We start from the raw sequence: 17,382 nt of genomic DNA, 5'->3' as shown, positions 1-17,382 counted from the left end.
TTTTATGCATTTTAAACATAACAAGTGCAGTCACAATCTGCCACTGCGTGGCCTGGACCTCAACCGCTGCGCGAGTTTCGGCCTGTGCTGCAAGCGTTATATATACTAGGCTGTAGATTATGAATAAAGTCGTTTTGAAGAAATACGTTGGTTTAATCAGCAATATATTTTTGGTTTGTATAGTATTTGTCTACTTGCTACTGATCTTCCAAGCATGGGAACAGTTTAGTATTGCTTTGCTAGTGATGCTGTTGGGTTTGGGGTTAATTGCAATTTTTATGTTACTTAAATCAGCAATTAGTAGAAACCATAATGGTAAAAACACATAACAAGGCGCTGTTGTCGCCACTGTCGTGCCTGGGACGGCTTACGCTGCGCTGCAGCCGCCCCAAAGCTTTGCGTTAGGCATTTAAGGAGGAAAGGTGAATTCTGAGAGTAATAAGTTTTTACTTGCTGCAGCATTTTTTTGTGCTTTAGCTGCCCTTGCTCATGTTGGTTGCATTGTGTTTGGCGGTGACTGGTATCGCTTCTTTGGTGCTGGTGAGCAAATGGCCAGGATGGCAGAGCAGGGTCTTTGGTATCCCACAATTGTTACTTCTGTCATTGTTATAATACTTTTAATTTGGGCGTTCTATGCCCTTTCTGGGGCTGGTGCTATTAAGCGCTTACCGCTAACAAGGTTAGCGCTGGTTGGCATCACGTGTATATTTTTGCTCCGAGGTGTTTCATTTGTTGGTTTAATGCCAATGTTTCCAGAAAACAGTTTAACTTTTTGGCTGGTAAGCTCAGGTATCTGCTTGCTTATCGGCGCTCTATTTGCTGTCGGCACTTTTCAACAATGGCCTAAGCTGGGGAGGAAAAATGCCTAACAATACGCATCACTCGCTCCCGTTGGTCGCTGGGACGCCAACCCGCTGCGCGGCTCGTCGCCCGTGTGCTTTGCGTTAGGCATACAGAGATGATGACGTTTTTCAAATATTATATGTACTTGTTCTCTGCATTCATTTTGTTGAGCTTTGCCGCAAAAATCACGCTTAAGCTTTTAGGGAAATATGAGGAAACCCCGAAGTCTGTGCAAATAGAAGAGTACATTACCTTGCCTTTAATTATGATTGGTTGTGTCGGAATGTATGGGTATGTCTACAGCGTCACTTTGGTAGAACGAGAGTTTTGGCAATTCTATGCAGTTCTTGTCATTGCACATTCGATCGGTGCTTTCTGGTTACCCAAACTTTCATGGATAAGGTCAGGAGTATCTGCAAAATCATTTTTTGTTATAAATTTCGTTGGTTTGTCGATCAGTTTGCCTTTTTATATCATGATTTTTAACTATGCTTTTTAGGTGTCGGATGTTGTAATGCCTAACAAGTATTTTGAAGACGGACGTTGCAGAAGAGCGCTGCCCCGCCGTTTAAAATGGTGTTATGCTTATCAATAGTTATGGCTCAATGGAATCGTATGAGTATCAAAATAAACATTTTAAATGCCAGTGAAAAGTTCAACCACGTTTTAGATGTTTTAGAGTCTAAAACACTTAGTTCACTAAGTGATATTCAGAATTATGTTACGTTACCAAAACTAGATATCGTTATAAGCCCATGCTCCGAAGAGTATAAAACTAAGAGCGGTATTATGGGGTGTGTTACTACGCCATATCTTATTGATATAATGTTAGATACGGACCGAAAAGATATTATCGATGTAATTAATGATGAGTTGCCTGCTGTTATAGCTCATGAAATACATCATGCAGTAAGAGCTAATTCAGGTATTGAAGATAAAACGTTGTTCCAAGTGTTAATTGCGGAAGGTCTAGCATGTCACTTTGAAACTAAATTTAATGGAAACAAACTACCTTTGTTTTTTGACGAGATAAAACAACATGAATGGCGTGAACTATATAATAAAATGGAATCTCAGTTTAATGAAATGAATTTTGACTATCCATTATATTTTGGAGGTGAGGATGAAACTATATTTCCAAACCGTGCGGGTTACTGGGTCGGGTTTAATGTAGTTTCAGAATATATTGAAAAGAATGGTGGTTGTGCTGCAACCCTTGTTAATACGTCGGCCGACAGCATAGCTGCAATATAAGCATAACATGCTATTCAAGCAGGGCAGATAACCGTTGACTATTTGCTCCTTCGTCGCTTGCTTTAGCCAACTATTACTTACCTCTTAATGAGGTGTTAATTCTGCCACTTTAATGCTTACCATTGAAGATACAAGTTGACTAGGCCTGATAATGAGTAAATGTTAAATCGATTGCAATACTATTAGGGTTATCATGGTTTTAGATTGCCTTCAGTGTATATGGTGCTCTTTATAGGTGGTGCTATCTCCTAATGTTCCTAAAAGTAATGCGCGGGCATTTATCAGTGCTATAAATGAAAAAATACAAGTTGAGAATCGATGAAATGTTGCTTTTGTTCTAGTTGAAAACAATGAAGTCATCACCGAATATTTCTCTGCGTCGATAGATGTAATTAATCGAAATACTCTGTTCCCGTTGGCGTCTATGAGCAAGCTATTTACGGAATACGCAATTGCTAAAAGTTTGCTCTGTTCCGTTACGCTGCACATTTTAGCTACATATTATCAGCCACTTATTAGGGTGTTAGAGCTGATCGTAGTGACCACCAATAGCGAAGATATAAATGGACTTGTCGTCGAACCGATATATTAAACGATCTTTCTGTGATATCCGCTTAGACCATAGCCCAGAGAGGTTGTACTTTAATGGTTCAGGCTTTCCTAAGCCTGATGAAGGGTCATCCGATCGCAGCATTTCCTTGAGTAATTTGCACAGGGCCTTGTGTAATCGTTTGTCTTTTTCGCGCATAGCCTCATACGCTTCCCAGGTGTTGCCTTCAAATACCAGTGATCTCATCCATCTGCTCGCAAGTCGGTTTATAGCCTTTGCCACGGGTATGGGTTTCAAGCGAGTCAGCAATTTGCTGCATGAGATTGCTGCTTTGTAGAACGTGAAGGGTTTCTTGTTCTTGTTCCCAGTCGTCGGCGCTTATCACAACGAAAGCCTCGCCTGCTCTTCGTGTTACCTTGAGTGGCTCATGCCTGCTAACCACTTGCTCTACAACGCTTTTCAGGTTATCTCTGAATTTGTTTACACTGATCGTGTCCATGAAGGCACCTTAATGTACGGAAGTTCCGTACAAGTATACGCCAGCAGCCCTAATAAGGCCAAGCACAGCAACCGTTTTTTCATTGCGGCGGCTCCTTCACTTCAGCGCTGCGCGTTATAAAAGTAGGGTATTGCACCTATACTCAGGTGCGCGTTTAAAATGTTGTGTATACTTAATGGCGTTACACCCTGTTTATAAACGTCTGCCCCCCAATTCCATGAGAAATTACCCTATGTTAAACCCCGAAAAACAAAGCCTGCCCCGTGCGTTAATTGTCGCCGTGCAACTGGATACCGTTAGCGATGTCGAATTTGAGTCGTCGTTGGCCGAATTAGGTGACTTGGCAAAAACCTTAGGGCTGGAGGTGGTGGGGAAGTTTACCCAAAAACGTTCGTCTTTTGACTCGACCGCGTATGTTGGAGTGGGTAAACGAGAGGAAATACGACAGTTTTTAGAAGACCATCAGGCAGAGTTAGATACTGTGTTGCAAGCTAACCCTTTGGCGATTGGTGCGTCAGTAGATTTTGTTCTGGTTGATCATGAAATTTCACCTTCGCAGGCACTTAATTTAGAAAATGAAGTGGGTTGCGAGGTTATGGATCGCACGGTGGTCATTCTGGAAATTTTTCATCGCAATGCCCACTCACATGTCGCCCAGGTACAAGTTGAAATTGCCCGCCTGAGCTATATGGCACCGCGTCTGCGTGAGGCCGCTAAGCGAGAGGGTTCGGCCGGGCGGCAACGCAGCGGAACCGGCGGGCGGGGGTCGGGCCAGTCTCGCAGCCAGATGGACAGAATTAAAGTTCGCGATCGTATTACCGAGCTGCAAAAAGAAATTGATACCATGGAGGCGAGTCGCGATACGCAGCGAGCACGTCGTCAGGGACAACCGGGGCTGGCGCAAGTGGCGTTGGTTGGTTATACCAATGCAGGTAAATCTACCTTAATGCGCGCGTTAACCGGCAGTGACGTGCTGGTGGCCAACCAATTATTTGCCACGCTAGACACCAAGGTACGTACCTTGCTGCCAGAAAGTGTGCCACGGGTATTGGTGAGTGACACGGTCGGTTTTATTAAAAACTTACCCCATGGGCTGGTTGCCTCGTTCCAGTCAACGTTAGACGAAGCCCTTAATGCCTCACTGTTACTGCATGTTATTGACGCCAGCGATCCTGGGTTTGAGATGCAGCTAAAAGTAACCGATAGCGTGTTGGCCGAGATTGGTGCCGATAGTGTGCCACGTATTCGGGTATTCAATAAAATTGACTACCTGGATGACGTGGTAGCACAAAACGCGCTTAAGGCAGAGTTGCAGGCAAAATATCCCGACAGTATTGTAATTAGCGCGCGCCAACAGGACGATATAACGGCATTACATCAGGCAATTGTGCATTTTTTTCAACAGCAGTTGGTTGAGGCTGAGATTTTTTTACCCTGGTCGGCGCAGAGCTTACGCGGCGAAATCTTTGCCTCTTGTAATGTGCTGGAAGAACGCGCTGATGATGCGGGGGCCTTTTTTCGCTTTCGCGCTGCACCGGCCGTGGTCGCCAGGCTGCGCGAAATGTCAGACAATGCAAGCTGGGGTAGCGGCAGCCTTAAAGTAAAGTAATGTTGGTACGGCTTAGGTTTTAACAGAAAATAGCAGATAGTGGCAGTTATCTGCTACTCATCCATGTAGAATGCGCGTTTTAAAGCGTGTTCAGCTTTTATTTTCAGTGCATATCGGTAGGAATTTTGATGAAAAAGACAATCGCGTTAACTCACCCCAAGCTAAATCCGGCTCGGTTGGTCGACTCTATTAAGCATGAGATTAAAAAGTACCTTAACAGAGAGCGTCGTAAGTCGCTGCCTAATGGTATGGACTATTGGACGTTCGATTGTCGCTTTGGTGCAGCAGAGGATGTTGCAACAGAAATCTTTACTTCTGACATTAATAAACATATTGATGCGGCTTTAGCGCAAGCGTTATCAAGCTTCTATGTCGAAATTATTGCCAAAGCCTGTAAACATAAACCGCGTGAAAACGTTGAAGACAACGCTGAATAATTTACCCCTAATTTTTGACTGTAGCTATTCTACAGAGGATCACTTATGCAATTTTCATCTTTAGATTTAGCTCCAGATTTACAACGCGCGCTTGATGCGTGTGGTTACAATACCATGACACCGGTACAAGTTCAGGCCATAGTACCAGCGCGCCGGGGTAAAGATTTACAAGTAACGGCGCAAACGGGCACCGGTAAAACCGCTGCTTTTGCTATTCCGCTGTTACAACGCATGCTAGATAAACCCAAAGCCACCGTAGAGAAGCGTCCACGCGCATTAATTTTAACGCCAACCCGTGAATTGGCAGAGCAATTAGCCGACGCTATCAGTGGTTATGCACAGTTTTTACCTATTAAGGTAACGGCACTATACGGTGGCGTTAAAATGGGTGGCCAAGCCAACAAATTAACCGCTGGCGTAGATATGGTTATTAGCACCCCTGGCCGTTTGTTAGAGCACATGGCCCTTGGCAATGTGATACTAAGTGACGTTGAATTTGTGGTGCTGGATGAAGCAGACCGTATGCTGGATATGGGCTTTATTGCCGATGTATTAAAGTTATTGCAAATGACCGCTACTGCACGACAAACCTTGTTGTTCTCAGCCACTACCTCGCCTGCAGTAAACGAGTTGTCTCATAAAATTCTGAATAATCATCAGCAAATACGGGTGACTAAAACAAATAGTGCGGCCGATACGGTAAACCATGTGGTGTATGCGGTAGAAGAAAGCCGTAAAATTGAATTATTTGAACAACTGTTAGCGGAAAAAAACTGGTTTCAGGTGTTGGTGTTTACCAGCACCAAAGAGCAGGCTGACCGGCTATTAGCTGGCCTGCAAAAAAGTAAAATTAACGCTGCGGTTTGCCATGGTGATAAAAGCCAGGGTGCCAGACGCCGCGCCATCGCTGATTTTAAATCGGCTAAATTACAAGTGTTAATCGCCACCGAAGTGGCTGCCCGAGGTTTGGATATTCAAGGGCTGGATTATGTAGTGAACTTTAACCTGCCTTATTTGCCTGAAGATTATGTGCACCGTATCGGTCGTACGGGCCGGGCAGGGGCAGCCGGTGATGCTATTTCATTTGTTAGTCGTGAAGAAGAGCAAACGTTAGAGCGTATTCAAAAACTCATTGGTAGCGATATAAAACGTATTATTAAACCCGGCTTTGACGTCAGTAACCGTGGCTCATTATTAAAAAGTATTTCACGTAAAGTATTGTCGGGACGTTCCAATAAGGCTAGTGAAACGGTTATTGAGCTAGACAGTTCAAACAAGGCAAAGCCTAAAAGTAAACCACGTAGCGCCAAGTAGTACTTTTGTTGAGCTAACAACCACTGAGGGATACCATTATGTCTATTCGTATTGACGATATTGCACCAGATTTCACTGTAGATTCTACTAACGGCAAGATCACACTGCACGATTGGATTGGTGACAGCTATGCCATTTTGTTTTCACATCCAAAAGATTTTACCCCGGTATGTACTACCGAGTTTGGCGCAGTAGCTCAGCTTGTGCCTGAATTTGTAAAACGAAATACTAAGGTTATGGGGGTGTCGGTAGACAACGTTGCTGAGCATCTTAAATGGAAGCGCGATATCGAAACGTTTTCCGGAGCCGTTGCCGACTTCCCGATTATTGATGATACGTCTTTGCAGGTATCTAAACTTTACGACATGCTGCCAGCTGGTGCTTATTTAGCCGAAAATCGCTCGCCTGCCAACACCGCTACCGTGCGTACTGTATTTATTATCGGCCCGGATAAAAAGGTGCGCCTAACCATGTCGTATCCAATGTCTGTCGGGCGTAATTTCGCAGAAATTATGCGTGCTCTGGATGCTATTCAGCTGACAGATGGCTTGCCTATCGCTACCCCGGCTAACTGGGTTCCTGGTCAGGATGTGATTGTGGGGTTGGGTTTGAACGATGAGCAAGCGAAAGAAAAATTTGGCAATCTGACCATTAAGCTTCCTTATTTACGATTCACCAATGCACCGAAAAAATAGCGCGTTGCGTAAATAACAAGCCAGTATGATTTAACCGTTGGTTGATTGACGAAATAGCGTTACGGCTATTTCGTCAATGTTAAGTAAACTACAGTGAGTAAGGCCATACGTGTATTGGCAAGCGGAGTGAATATGAAACAGCAACGTGATATTGAAAAAAATTACCCGACATCTGAATTTGTTGCCAAACTTCGTCGACTTGCGGACGCCATAGAACAAGGCAGTAAGTTTGAAATACAAATTGCCAATGAAATAATTTATGTGCCTGCCAGAGCTACGTTTAGTATTGAACATGAACGTGATGAAACCAGTGAAGAAATTGAGTTTCAAATAAAATGGTCGCATGAGTAGCCATTGACGATACAAATAATAATCGAGCACAGTTTTAGTGAGGCTATTTTATAAAATAAATTATAAAATAAATTATAAAATAAATTATAAAATAGAGCATGTAAATCTGACTCACCTAGCCGAAGTAAGTTGCTGGCTTACAACTGCAGCAGACTGTCTTATCTGGGCAGGATAGAATTAACAATGAATATTGAAATAACCAATTTAGCGCTCAGTAACGATACCGTTACTGTTACTTGCGCCAGTTGCCAGGCGTGCTGTTGTCGGCTGGAGGTAATGATAATTTCGGATACCGGCGTTCCAAAGCAGCATATTGCCGTTGATGAATGGGGTGGTGAAACCATGCTGCGATTAGATGATGGTTGGTGCTCAGCGCTGGATCGTGACACCTACCGTTGTACTATTTACCAGCAGCGACCTTGGGTTTGCCGGGAGTTTGCTACCGGCTCGTACGAATGCCTGACCGAAAGAGCCGAGCAGGGTATTGCCAGTTAGCCCAATGTGGTGTTGTGGCATGATTAACAGGCTTTTTTTGGTGGCAAGATTGCAAAACCACCATTTTATGTTTAGATTGGTTAGCATAATTAGCAACAGATGACAGGGAATAACAATGAAAAAATGGTTAGGTGCCGCAGTGGCCGCGTTGATAGTAACTGCACCGGTGCAGGCAAACACTCAGGATTATAAACTGATAACCGTAGCCGGTTACCTAAACTTTTATTTGTTGAACATTAATGCGTGTCAGGACTTTCATCCAGAAGTACGCCAAGCCGCTTATGATGTTGAGAAAAAGCTCTATCCGTGGTTAGACAAGCTACATGCTAAGCTGGGTGATGGCAAACAAGTGGCTGAAATTGTATTAAAACGTCGCAATATGTTAAATGCCCAGATAGGTGAAGGTGATTTTACCCTTGATCACTGCCAGGCCATTGTAAAAATACTTAATGAAGATGGTTTAGACCAAACCCTGTTGGCGCATTTAAACTAACGCTAGCGTTAGTTTTATATTGGCACCACATCAAAGTTAACCGTAAACACTGCCGGCAAAATGCCGGCAGTGTTTTTTTAAACAGGAAAATGTAGGAGCTACGCTTGTCATCGGCGTTTTTACGACTTCACCAGGCTTCGTTAACCATTAATACTCAAAGTATCCTGGCGCCGCTGAGTTTTAGCGTAAACAAAGGTGACTTTGTTGGCATTATTGGCCCAAATGGGGCCGGTAAAAGCAGTCTGTTAAAACTGATTAACGGTACTATGGCGCTAAGTTCGGGTGATATTGTGCTGCAGCAGCGTTCGCTGGCAAAAATGTCTGGCCGGCAACGCGCTATGAAAATTGCCAGTGTAAGCCAGGTAAGCCCTCCCATATTTGCCCTGACGGTTTATCAGATAGCCGCCATGGGGTTACTGCCACATAAAGGCTGGTTTGACAGTAATACCAGTGTTGATGAGCAACACATTAAACTGGCATTAACGCAGTTAGGCTTATGGCAAAAAGCTCAGGCAGTAGTTGAAACCTTATCAGGCGGTGAGTTACAGCGGCTTTATTTAGCCCGTGCCCTGGTACAGCAGGCAGACTTATTACTGCTAGACGAACCCACTAACCATCTGGATGTATTATATCAGCATCAGATTTTGCAACTTAGCCGCAAACTGGGTAAAACGGTACTGGCTTGTTTACATGATCTTAATCTAGCCGCCCGCTACTGCGATAAAATTGCCTTGCTGCATCAGGGGCAGTTACTGACTTTTGGCAGCCCGGAACAGGTACTCACCAGTGAGCAGTTGAGCCGGGTGTTTCAATTACCTTGTGATGTTACTGTGCATCCGCGGCATGGTAAGTTACAAGTTACATTTTTTGCCACTGAGATGGCGCTATGAAACAGCCCATCCTGTTGGTAATAATGCTATTGGTATTACTGGTCAGTGGCGTAGTAAGCCTAACCATTGGTAGCGCCAGTTTAACTGTGACCGATGTTTGGCAAGCCTTGATGGGTAGCCAGCATAATCCGTTAGCCAGTACCATTATCTGGCAGGTGCGGTTGCCACGGTTACTTTGCGCTATGCTGGTAGGTGCCGGCTTAGCGATAGCCGGCGCGGTGTTGCAAAATGCCAGCCGTAACCCATTAGCCGACCCTTACTTATTTGGCTTAATGGCCGGGGCGGGCCTTGGCGCCAGCATCGCCAGTATTTTACTGCCTGCGCACATATTAAGCCTAACCTTAGCCGCCTTTTTAGGCGCCTTGTTTGCGGTGGCACTGGTGTTTTTGGTGTGTATGGGCAAGCAATGGCGAAAAATTGAAATGACCTTGCTGGCCGGTGTTGCGGTGTCATTTATGTTAAGTGCTATCAGCAGTTTTATTTTATATTTTGCCGATCCGTTTGCCGCAAATAAGGTGATTTTCTGGTTAATGGGCAGTTTAAGCCGCACCAACTGGGACAGTGTTGTCATCATTGCCCCAGCAGTGTGTGTATTGCTGTTAGTTGCGTTAATGCTGCGCCGTCAGCTGGACGCTTTGTTGCTTAGTGATGAAAGTGCACAAACCCTTGGTGTTAACCCGACGCGCTTACGTTTTATTTTGCTATTGCTGACCGCACTGGTTACGGCCTGCATCGTAGCGCAGTGTGGCGGCATTGCTTTTGTCGGTTTAATGATCCCCCATCTGGTACGCTACTTTTTTGGTGTTACCGCAGTACCGTTACTGCTAGGCTGTGCGGTAGTTGGTGCCTTATTTTTGGTCTGGGTAGATAATCTGGCGCGTAGTGCTTTGCTAACCCAGGAAATACCGCTGGGTATTATTACTTCCGTACTGGGAAGTGTGTTTTTTCTGGTAATAATGCGACAACGCAGGAGCACAAGCTAACCATGCCCAAGCAAACGAACAACGACCAAACTACTAACGACGATGCAAATAACGACCAAGCTGGCGGGCAACAACGTCATAAAGCGCGCCAACAAAAATTACAACAGCAGGTACACCAGGGTATTGCCAAGGCAACGGTAGAAAAGGGACTGTTACTGGTTATTACCGGCAACGGCAAGGGTAAGTCTACTTCAGGTTTTGGTACTGTTGCCCGGGCGGTAGGCCATGGTTTAACGGCCGCCGTAGTGCAATTTATAAAAGGCAGCTGGGAGTGTGGCGAGCGTAACCTGTTGCAACAGCATCAGGTAGAATTTGCGGTTATGGCCACCGGCTTTACCTGGGATACCCAAGATAAAGCGGCTGATATTGCTGCAGCAGAGGGAGTATGGGCCCGGGCCGAGCAAATGTTAGCCGACCCTACTATTGACGTAGTACTGCTGGATGAACTGACCTACATGGTTAGTTATCATTATATTGAGTTAGAACGTATTGTTAAGGCACTGCAAAATAGGCCGCTGGCGCAGCATGTGGTTATTACTGGCCGTGCTTGCCATCGCACATTAATTGAAATGGCCGATACCGTCAGTGAAGTACAGGTAGTTAAACATGCTTTTGACGCCGGCATTAAAGCGCAGCGTGGTATCGATTGGTAACATTTATTCAAACAAGCAGCACAGGGTTTAGAAGCATAAGGCTGTATAAAAATCAGCTGTTGTTGCTGGCAATAAGTGTGCTGTTAACCATGCAGGCTAAGGTTATTGCAGGGGAAACTGCATACCATGCGCCGCGGCAACGTATTATTGCCCTGGCGCCACATATTACCGAAATGCTGTATGCCATTGGCGCCGACGAGCAACTGGTGGCAGTAAGTGCTTATAGTGATTATCCGGCTGCTGCGTTGGCATTACCGCAAGTGGCGCACTACGCCGGGGTCGATATAGAGGCCATATTAGCCTTAAAGCCCGATTTAATCATCGCCTGGAAAACCGGCAATATCGCCTCAGATATTAGCCGGTTACAGCAATTTGGCCTTAATGTGGCCTTCTCTGATCCACAGCTTATTAGCGATATACCAGCCGAACTGCGCCATTTAGGGCAATTAACGGCCAGGCAGGCGCAGGCTGAGCACATTGCTGCCGAGTTTGAACAACAGCTTGCTGCGCTTAAAGTTGAGTATCAGCATAAAACCCGGTTAACGGTGTTTTTTAGCATGGGTACCGAGCCATTAACGTCGGCAGCTAACCGGGCATTGCCGGCGCAAGCACTTAGCCTGTGCGCTAGCGATAATATTATTGAGAATGCCGTAGGCGACTATCCGCAGCCGGGCATAGAGCAAGTATTGCAAGCACAACCGCAGATAATTATTCAAGCCACCGCCGGCGCTAAACCGGCTGATGTTAATTACTGGCTACCTTATCAGGTTATACCGGCGGTAGCCCAAGGCCGCTTTTTAACGGTTGACGCAGACTTACTGTATCGCACCAGCCCCCGCACATTGCAAGGAGTTCGTGCGCTATGTCAGGCGCTGGACCAATACCGTTAATAAATAATATTTAGCTATTAATACTGCTCATTAAGGTATTGGCGCGGCGCATCAGCCGTTCGGCACTGCGTATCTGATTGGTTTTTAACATCTCACCTGATAAGGCCAAATACTTGTTGGCCAGTTGCCGTTTTAAAGCCATTAATAAATTAAAATCGGCAGGTAACAGGCTACTGTAATACTGATATTGTTTAAATACTGCATCGGTTTCGCTGGCAGAGCTGCTCGTCGTTAGTGTTGCCGCGAGCTGCTCAAAGGTGTGTTTATAAAATACCGCCGCTTCCTGATGGGGGAAGGGTAATGGATTTGCCGTCTGTTTTGCCGCATCAAAAGCGGCCATAGCAGCTACTGCTGCTTGTAATTGTTCACCGTAAATCAATAATTCCCGGGTTTGCTCGCTGGCAGCAAAAACATGTTTGCCGACTTTAATAAGTGCATGCAGCACCTGCGCGTTATGCTCGCTACTGGCTTGGGCAAATGCCGTTTGATAAGCAATGATTTCTTCCTCGTTAGGCACCACAGTATAGTGTTGCTCGATCCGTTTAATATCTTCGAGAATAGTAAAAATATCAGTATCAGTATCATTGCCAACCAGGCCCTGCTGATAGTGCTGATTCACCAACAGGCTATTTAGCTGATTGCGAAGCACATCAAGAGCGGTTTGTTTACTGCGACGCATATTCGCGGCAATATCTGACAAATAGTAAGAGTCGGGATAAAGCTGACGGGCTTGGCTAAGTAATCGTTCAATTTTTGGATAATCAGGATAAGTAAAGCGACGATCACTAATTACCTGATCAATCTGCTGCTCGAAATAGGCCAGCAGCTTGTCTGATTGCAGTTGTAGCAAGCCCGCACGAATTAACGGTTCGGCATCTTCTAGCGCAGTAAACCTGACTAAAAAATCTGCCGGGTTACTGTCGGCCAGTTGTAAATAAGTATTGTGTTGTTGCTGTTGCTGCTGTTGTTGTTGGTGCAGTATTATAAGTTGTTGCTGTTGCTGGCTATACATATGCCATAACCCGCCCGCTGCCAGCACGGCGATACAGGCAACAGTCGCGAGGGGCCAGTAACGGCGGTTAAACGCCCGCAGTAGCTGTTGAATAGTGATACTGCGCGCTGTGCTATCGAACTGCAGCGCTTGCTTTAATGCCAACCATTGTAACGGATTTACATGGCCGGGCTTATCCGCTTGCTTAAGCTGCTGCGCGGCTTTATTGGCCGGGATCCGCTCAAAAGGGTGCTTGCTGGTCAGTAATTCATAACTTATGCAGGCAAATGAAAAGGTGTCGTCGGTAACTGCCGGTGTTTTACCTGCCAGTAAATCAACACTGGCGTACGCCGGAGTGTAGCCACTTAATGCTGCAGCAGGATTGTGTTGCTCTGCAGCATACATATCGTGGTTAAGTTGTAGCGTATGCGCCACACCAAAATCCAGTACTGTTAACAGACCGCCCCGGTTAACTATAATATTAGCTGGTTTTAAATCTGCATGTACTATGCCTTTGCTGTGAGCATAACGTAGTGCAGCGCCAAGCTGATTAAGCAGTTTTAGTGCAGCACCCAGCGTCAACCCTTTTGGTTTATAACGTTTAATAACCTGCTCAAGACTTTCGCCATCCAGATACTCCATCACAATAAAATAGCGGCCTTGATCACTGTCTACATCGAACACTCTGACAATATTAGGATGAGACAGTTGTTGGGTTCTATGAGCTTCTTGCAGCAGCAATTGCAGCGCCTCGGGCTGGCTGACAAATTGCGGTTGTAATACCTTAATAGCCACCTGATTATCATTAACGCCGGCTTGCGTTAAAAACGTATCCCGTGCCCGATAAATGTCACTCATCCCACCTGAGCCAATTTTACACTCTAACAAATAGCGTTGTTTAATTGTCGTACCGCTTAAATCAGTGGCGGGTTCTGCAACAGTGGCAAGAGGGCGGGCAAAACGGGTTTTGTCATTATCATCGGCTGTCGTTGTTGCCGTATTGTCTTTGCTAATGGCGGCAGTGTTCTCAGCAGGTGTTGTTTTTTCGGCGTTGTCAGACATCTCAATGGTTACCCTTGTTAATTATTCTGCGTAGTTACTGCTGTTTGGCAACGCTTAAGCAGATATTACTGTCGATTAAGCCTGGTTATTTTAGCTTTAGATGAAAAAACATCAAGTAAAATTGCATAAATGTAAATTAAATATACATTGACTTGGTTGTTTTATAGCGATAATCTTTTATCCAGTAAATATTGGTAAATTAATTGTTTTATAGTGATGCAATGCTGGCGGGGGCGTTAAGTGAGTCAGACGGACAGGTTACTCGAGTTGTCAGTGTTAAGTTATCATCGTTTATCACCTCGTCAGGTAGCGCTAAAGCGCTTTGACAGTAAAGGTGGCACCTTAGGTCGGGCCGAGCATGCTGACTGGCATTTACCGGATCCGGAACGGGTGGTCTCCAGTATTCATGGCCAGATAAGTTTTAACAACGATGGTTTTTGGATTGCTGATAATTCTACCAACGGCTTATTTGTTAATCGTTCGGTGACGCCGCTGGGAAATGGTAATAAGCGCCAGTTAGCCGATGGCGATTTGTTATGCCTGGGTGACTATGAAATAAATGTTGCTATCGTTTCGTCTAATCAGCAGCCACGCTTTAATACAGCAGCTTGGCCCACGCAAGGGCTTGCAGTAAGTGAATGTAATCTGGCGGGTCAACAAAGCATTACAGCGGTTGATACAAAAACTTCCCTGTCAGGTGCTAGTAGTATGTTATCAGGTCGCATGGCGAATCAAAATGCTGATGTACTCGCAAATAACGATATGCTAACCGAAAGTTTTGCGCCGCCGCAAAGCGTGATCCCCGATGACTGGCAACCACAGTGGCAGCAAGATGCTTTATCCAATGAGCCGTTAAATCTGGTAACAGAAGACCCTAATCCGCTTACTGCTGTTCTGTCCACTCAACAAGAAAACGCCGATCAATGCTTGCAAGCTTTTCTTAGTGGCTTGCAAGTTTCTGTGCCTGCAGCTCAGCAGTTGCAAAATCCTGCGTGGTGGGGCCAGTTAGGTGAAGCATTACACGCGTCTTTACAAGGCGTGATTGACGTGATGCGGTCACGCTCTGAAATGAAAAATAATTTGCGGGTAAATCAAACTACTTTTCAGCAACGGGAAAACAATCCACTGAAGTTTTCGGCCAATGTTAATGAAGCTTTTCATAACTTGTTTAACCAGAATGTCAGTAGTTTTATGGCGCCCCGTCAAGCTATTACTGCTGCTTTTGCGGACATTAACCAGCATGAAGCGGCCATTATTGCTGGTGCTGCCGGAGCAATGCAGGGGCTGCTGATTCAGCTAAACCCTGAGGTGATTGAGCGGCGCGATATGGGAATCCGTTTTATTGATAAGGTTAACCCGGCGCAGCGTTACAGCCGCTACTGGAATGTGTATCAGGCGTTACATCAGCAGTTAATCAGTGAGGTAAACCGAACCGCAAAAGGTGGGGTAAATGATGATTTTATTCAGGCTTATGAAGACTATTTAACTAACCGAAAATGACATAGTAATGGAGTTGTCACTTATGAAACGGATCTACCTGCTGGTGTTAGTCATGTTGTGTCTCAGCTTGTTCACTGGCTGCCAGGCGGTCTATTCTACTTTTCCTCCGTCAACTACCCTGCATTTTCGGGTAGCGGAAGATATTAACCCTGATGCGGACCAGCGACCGTCCCCAGTGATTATACGGGTGTATGAACTGGCGTCGAAAACGGTATTTGAAAATAAGGATTTTTTTGCGTTGTACGACAATCCGGAGCAAACCCTGCGCACCGATTTACTGCGCATAGATGAGTTGGTGTTTGAACCCGGACAACGTAACGAATATAAAATGGCCTTATTACCGACGACCAAGGCTGTTGCCGTTATTGCCGCATATCGTGATATTGAAGGTGCACGCTGGCGGGCGGTAGTAGATGTAAAACCGACGGGTTATGACGATTTTTATCTCTACGTTGATAAGCTGGCAGTGTATATCCGAGAACACGATTTAGAGCGGCCTAACCGCTAACTGCGGTAATGTGCCCGGAGTAATAATGCAATGAGTGAATTTAGTAAAATAGCCTGGTCAGAAGGCATGTTTTTACGACCACAGCATTTTCAGCAGCAAGACCGCCATCTGCAGTACAGCCAGCAACGACGCCAGGCGCAGCTAGCGCCCTTTAGCTGGGGGCTTTTTGATTATCAGCTAGACAGTCAATGTTTAAAATTCAGCCAGTTTGGATTGTCGGCTGTTCGTGGCATTTTACCCGACGGTACCTTACTGGAATTACCTGATATTGAACCTCTGCCAGCACCCCTTAGTATTTCTAAGGGCTGTCGCGACCAACAGGTTTACTTGTGTCTAGCAGCCGATAAGGTTAACGGCCTGAATATTGCTGAACAACAAAGTAGTCAGATAACCCGTTTTCAGTTTGCAGATCATACTCTTACCGATACCAGTTTAGCCGAAACGGCCGTCGAGACCTTGCAATTAGCCAGGCTAAGGGTGTTGCTGAAGCTGGAAAGTGATGACAGAAGTGGCTTTATTGGTGTGGCTATTGCCCGAATTAGGGAAGTGACTGAGCACGGTGACGTAAAGCTGGATGATAAATTTATTCCGCCATTGCTGAATGTGCAGCGTAATCCACCACTAAAAGCGTTGTTAAGCGAGACGCTGGGCATGCTTAATCAGCGGGCGCAGGCGTTAAGCGGCAGAATTAGTAAAGGTCAGGGCAGCAACAGTAGCTCAATTGCTGACTTTTTGATGTTGCAGGTGCTTAATCGTTACGAGCCACTGTTAAAGCATTGGCAACACCTTGATGGTACCAATCCGCTGGCACTTTATCAATTGCTGGTGAGTATGTTAGGTGAATTAGCAACGTTTACCAGCAAAGATAAAAGGCCACCTGAGTTTCCTGCTTATATTCATGACGATTTAACCACGGTGTTTGGCAATTTAGCGGTAATTATGAACCAAACGCTAAGTGTCGTGCTGGAGCAAACCGCCCAGGCCCTGCCATTAGAGCAGGCAAAATTTGGTATTTTAGTGTCACCGTTAACTGATAAAACGCTGTTGCAGTACGCCCAGTTTGTGTTAGCAGTTAGTGCTGATTTACCCAGTGAAGAAATTCGTAAACATTTACCCGCCAGACTTAAAATTGGCCCGGTTGAGCATATCCGTGAGTTGGTAAATAACCAACTCCCAGGCATAGCGGTAACCGGTTTGCCGGTAGCGCCGAGGCAAGTGCCTTATCATGCCGGCTATCACTACTTTCAGCTGGATAAAAGCAGTATTTACTGGCAACGGCTGGCCAACAGCGGCGCACTGGCTTTGCATTTGTCGGGAAATTATCCCGGGTTAAAACTTGAACTCTGGGCAATAAAAGCCTGATTA

Annotated in this window: 20 protein-coding genes; 17 read left to right on the top strand and 3 right to left on the bottom strand. The window is 45.4% G+C overall.

Annotated elements, in window-relative coordinates; genetic code table 11:
* Positions 1–503 precede the first annotated feature (503 nt).
* The 3 genes from VT06_RS01465 to VT06_RS01455 all read left to right on the top strand — a co-directional run bounded on the left by VT06_RS01465 (position 504) and on the right by VT06_RS01455 (position 2,097).
* Positions 504–869, top strand: coding sequence for a hypothetical protein (locus tag VT06_RS01465; RefSeq protein ID WP_235357315.1), 366 nt, complete (start codon positions 504–506; stop codon positions 867–869).
* Positions 870–958: 89 nt separating this feature from the next.
* Positions 959–1,342, top strand: coding sequence for a hypothetical protein (locus tag VT06_RS01460; protein ID WP_046552460.1), 384 nt, complete (start codon positions 959–961; stop codon positions 1,340–1,342).
* Positions 1,343–1,458: 116 nt separating this feature from the next.
* A complete protein-coding gene (locus tag VT06_RS01455; protein ID WP_052750131.1) occupies positions 1,459–2,097 on the top strand; it encodes a DUF2268 domain-containing putative Zn-dependent protease in 639 nt (212 codons plus the stop codon).
* 523 nt (positions 2,098–2,620) lie between these two features.
* Here the strand turns inward: VT06_RS01455 and VT06_RS01450 are convergent.
* Both VT06_RS01450 and VT06_RS01445 read right to left on the bottom strand, forming a co-directional pair.
* A complete protein-coding gene (locus tag VT06_RS01450) occupies positions 2,621–2,893 on the bottom strand; it encodes a Txe/YoeB family addiction module toxin (protein ID WP_046552459.1) in 273 nt (90 codons plus the stop codon).
* Positions 2,874–3,146: a type II toxin-antitoxin system Phd/YefM family antitoxin gene (locus VT06_RS01445; RefSeq protein WP_046552458.1), complete on the bottom strand. Its 273-nt coding sequence runs from the start codon at positions 3,144–3,146 to the stop codon at positions 2,874–2,876. Before VT06_RS01445 ends, VT06_RS01450 begins: the two co-directional genes overlap by 20 nt.
* A 232-nt stretch (positions 3,147–3,378) precedes the next feature.
* Between VT06_RS01445 and hflX the strand changes: the two genes are divergently transcribed.
* The 11 genes from hflX (at position 3,379) to VT06_RS01390 (ending at position 11,956) form a co-directional block, all read left to right on the top strand.
* Positions 3,379–4,755, top strand: a complete 1,377-nt coding sequence (hflX, locus tag VT06_RS01440) for a GTPase HflX (protein WP_046552457.1) — start codon at positions 3,379–3,381, stop codon at positions 4,753–4,755.
* Between the two features lie 128 nt (positions 4,756–4,883).
* Entirely contained in the window at positions 4,884–5,192 is a 309-nt protein-coding gene (locus VT06_RS01435; RefSeq protein WP_046552456.1) for a DUF6172 family protein, read from the top strand.
* A gap of 45 nt (positions 5,193–5,237) precedes the next feature.
* Positions 5,238–6,506: a DEAD/DEAH box helicase gene (locus VT06_RS01430; protein WP_046552455.1), complete on the top strand. Its 1,269-nt coding sequence runs from the start codon at positions 5,238–5,240 to the stop codon at positions 6,504–6,506.
* A 38-nt stretch (positions 6,507–6,544) separates the two neighbouring features.
* Positions 6,545–7,201 carry a peroxiredoxin gene (locus tag VT06_RS01425; protein WP_046552454.1) on the top strand — a complete coding sequence of 219 codons (657 nt, stop codon included), beginning with the start codon at positions 6,545–6,547 and terminating at the stop codon, positions 7,199–7,201.
* 132 nt (positions 7,202–7,333) lie between these two features.
* Positions 7,334–7,552 carry an amphi-Trp domain-containing protein gene (locus VT06_RS01420; RefSeq protein ID WP_046552453.1) on the top strand — a complete coding sequence of 73 codons (219 nt, stop codon included), beginning with the start codon at positions 7,334–7,336 and terminating at the stop codon, positions 7,550–7,552.
* A 183-nt stretch (positions 7,553–7,735) separates the two neighbouring features.
* Complete coding sequence (locus tag VT06_RS01415) at positions 7,736–8,047, top strand: YkgJ family cysteine cluster protein (RefSeq protein WP_046552452.1); 312 nt, start codon at positions 7,736–7,738, stop codon at positions 8,045–8,047.
* A gap of 115 nt (positions 8,048–8,162) precedes the next feature.
* Complete coding sequence (locus VT06_RS01410) at positions 8,163–8,540, top strand: hypothetical protein (protein WP_046552451.1); 378 nt, start codon at positions 8,163–8,165, stop codon at positions 8,538–8,540.
* A 104-nt stretch (positions 8,541–8,644) separates the two neighbouring features.
* Positions 8,645–9,430: an ABC transporter ATP-binding protein gene (locus VT06_RS01405; protein ID WP_046552450.1), complete on the top strand. Its 786-nt coding sequence runs from the start codon at positions 8,645–8,647 to the stop codon at positions 9,428–9,430.
* Positions 9,427–10,413, top strand: a complete 987-nt coding sequence (locus tag VT06_RS01400; RefSeq protein ID WP_046552449.1) for an iron ABC transporter permease — start codon at positions 9,427–9,429, stop codon at positions 10,411–10,413. The genes VT06_RS01405 and VT06_RS01400 overlap by 4 nt, the downstream gene beginning before the upstream one ends.
* A 2-nt stretch (positions 10,414–10,415) precedes the next feature.
* Positions 10,416–11,066, top strand: a complete 651-nt coding sequence (gene cobO, locus VT06_RS01395; protein WP_046552448.1) for a cob(I)yrinic acid a,c-diamide adenosyltransferase — start codon at positions 10,416–10,418, stop codon at positions 11,064–11,066.
* A gap of 77 nt (positions 11,067–11,143) precedes the next feature.
* On the top strand, positions 11,144–11,956 hold the full coding sequence (locus tag VT06_RS01390; protein WP_052750134.1) for a cobalamin-binding protein: 813 nt from the start codon (positions 11,144–11,146) through the stop codon (positions 11,954–11,956).
* Positions 11,957–11,966: 10 nt separating this feature from the next.
* Here the strand turns inward: VT06_RS01390 and VT06_RS01385 are convergent, their stop codons facing one another.
* Positions 11,967–14,009 (bottom strand): serine/threonine-protein kinase, encoded by a 2,043-nt coding sequence (locus VT06_RS01385; protein ID WP_046552447.1) that lies wholly within the window; start codon positions 14,007–14,009, stop codon positions 11,967–11,969.
* 240 nt (positions 14,010–14,249) lie between these two features.
* Here VT06_RS01385 and tagH point away from each other — a divergent pair, with 240 nt between their 5' ends.
* Genes tagH through tssK form a run of 3 tightly spaced genes read left to right on the top strand, consistent with a single transcriptional unit; the run spans position 14,250 to position 17,379 of the window.
* Positions 14,250–15,509 carry a type VI secretion system-associated FHA domain protein TagH gene (gene tagH, locus VT06_RS01380; RefSeq protein ID WP_046552446.1) on the top strand — a complete coding sequence of 420 codons (1,260 nt, stop codon included), beginning with the start codon at positions 14,250–14,252 and terminating at the stop codon, positions 15,507–15,509.
* Between the two features lie 7 nt (positions 15,510–15,516).
* Positions 15,517–16,017 (top strand): type VI secretion system lipoprotein TssJ, encoded by a 501-nt coding sequence (gene tssJ, locus VT06_RS01375; RefSeq protein WP_235357314.1) that lies wholly within the window; start codon positions 15,517–15,519, stop codon positions 16,015–16,017.
* Positions 16,018–16,047: 30 nt separating this feature from the next.
* Positions 16,048–17,379 carry a type VI secretion system baseplate subunit TssK gene (tssK, locus tag VT06_RS01370; protein ID WP_046552444.1) on the top strand — a complete coding sequence of 444 codons (1,332 nt, stop codon included), beginning with the start codon at positions 16,048–16,050 and terminating at the stop codon, positions 17,377–17,379.
* The last annotated feature ends 3 nt before the right edge of the window (positions 17,380–17,382 follow it).

The organism is Arsukibacterium sp. MJ3, from assembly GCF_000987765.1.
Classification (GTDB): Bacteria; Pseudomonadota; Gammaproteobacteria; order Enterobacterales; family Alteromonadaceae; genus Alishewanella.
This window is presented reverse-complemented; position numbering and strand designations above follow the sequence as displayed.

Coding starts and splice junctions, on each gene's coding strand:
- VT06_RS01410 (WP_046552451.1), top strand. CDS start 8,163: ATGAAAAAATGGTTAGGTGCCGCAGTGGCCGCGTTGATAGTAACTGCA.
- VT06_RS01385 (WP_046552447.1), bottom strand. CDS start 14,009: ATGTCTGACAACGCCGAAAAAACAACACCTGCTGAGAACACTGCCGCC.
- VT06_RS01420 (WP_046552453.1), top strand. CDS start 7,334: ATGAAACAGCAACGTGATATTGAAAAAAATTACCCGACATCTGAATTT.
- tssK (WP_046552444.1), top strand. CDS start 16,048: ATGAGTGAATTTAGTAAAATAGCCTGGTCAGAAGGCATGTTTTTACGA.
- VT06_RS01455 (WP_052750131.1), top strand. CDS start 1,459: ATGAGTATCAAAATAAACATTTTAAATGCCAGTGAAAAGTTCAACCAC.
- tssJ (WP_235357314.1), top strand. CDS start 15,517: ATGGAGTTGTCACTTATGAAACGGATCTACCTGCTGGTGTTAGTCATG.
- hflX (WP_046552457.1), top strand. CDS start 3,379: ATGTTAAACCCCGAAAAACAAAGCCTGCCCCGTGCGTTAATTGTCGCC.
- VT06_RS01425 (WP_046552454.1), top strand. CDS start 6,545: ATGTCTATTCGTATTGACGATATTGCACCAGATTTCACTGTAGATTCT.
- VT06_RS01415 (WP_046552452.1), top strand. CDS start 7,736: ATGAATATTGAAATAACCAATTTAGCGCTCAGTAACGATACCGTTACT.
- VT06_RS01430 (WP_046552455.1), top strand. CDS start 5,238: ATGCAATTTTCATCTTTAGATTTAGCTCCAGATTTACAACGCGCGCTT.
- VT06_RS01460 (WP_046552460.1), top strand. CDS start 959: ATGATGACGTTTTTCAAATATTATATGTACTTGTTCTCTGCATTCATT.
- VT06_RS01450 (WP_046552459.1), bottom strand. CDS start 2,893: ATGAGATCACTGGTATTTGAAGGCAACACCTGGGAAGCGTATGAGGCT.
- VT06_RS01400 (WP_046552449.1), top strand. CDS start 9,427: ATGAAACAGCCCATCCTGTTGGTAATAATGCTATTGGTATTACTGGTC.
- cobO (WP_046552448.1), top strand. CDS start 10,416: ATGCCCAAGCAAACGAACAACGACCAAACTACTAACGACGATGCAAAT.
- VT06_RS01435 (WP_046552456.1), top strand. CDS start 4,884: ATGAAAAAGACAATCGCGTTAACTCACCCCAAGCTAAATCCGGCTCGG.
- VT06_RS01445 (WP_046552458.1), bottom strand. CDS start 3,146: ATGGACACGATCAGTGTAAACAAATTCAGAGATAACCTGAAAAGCGTT.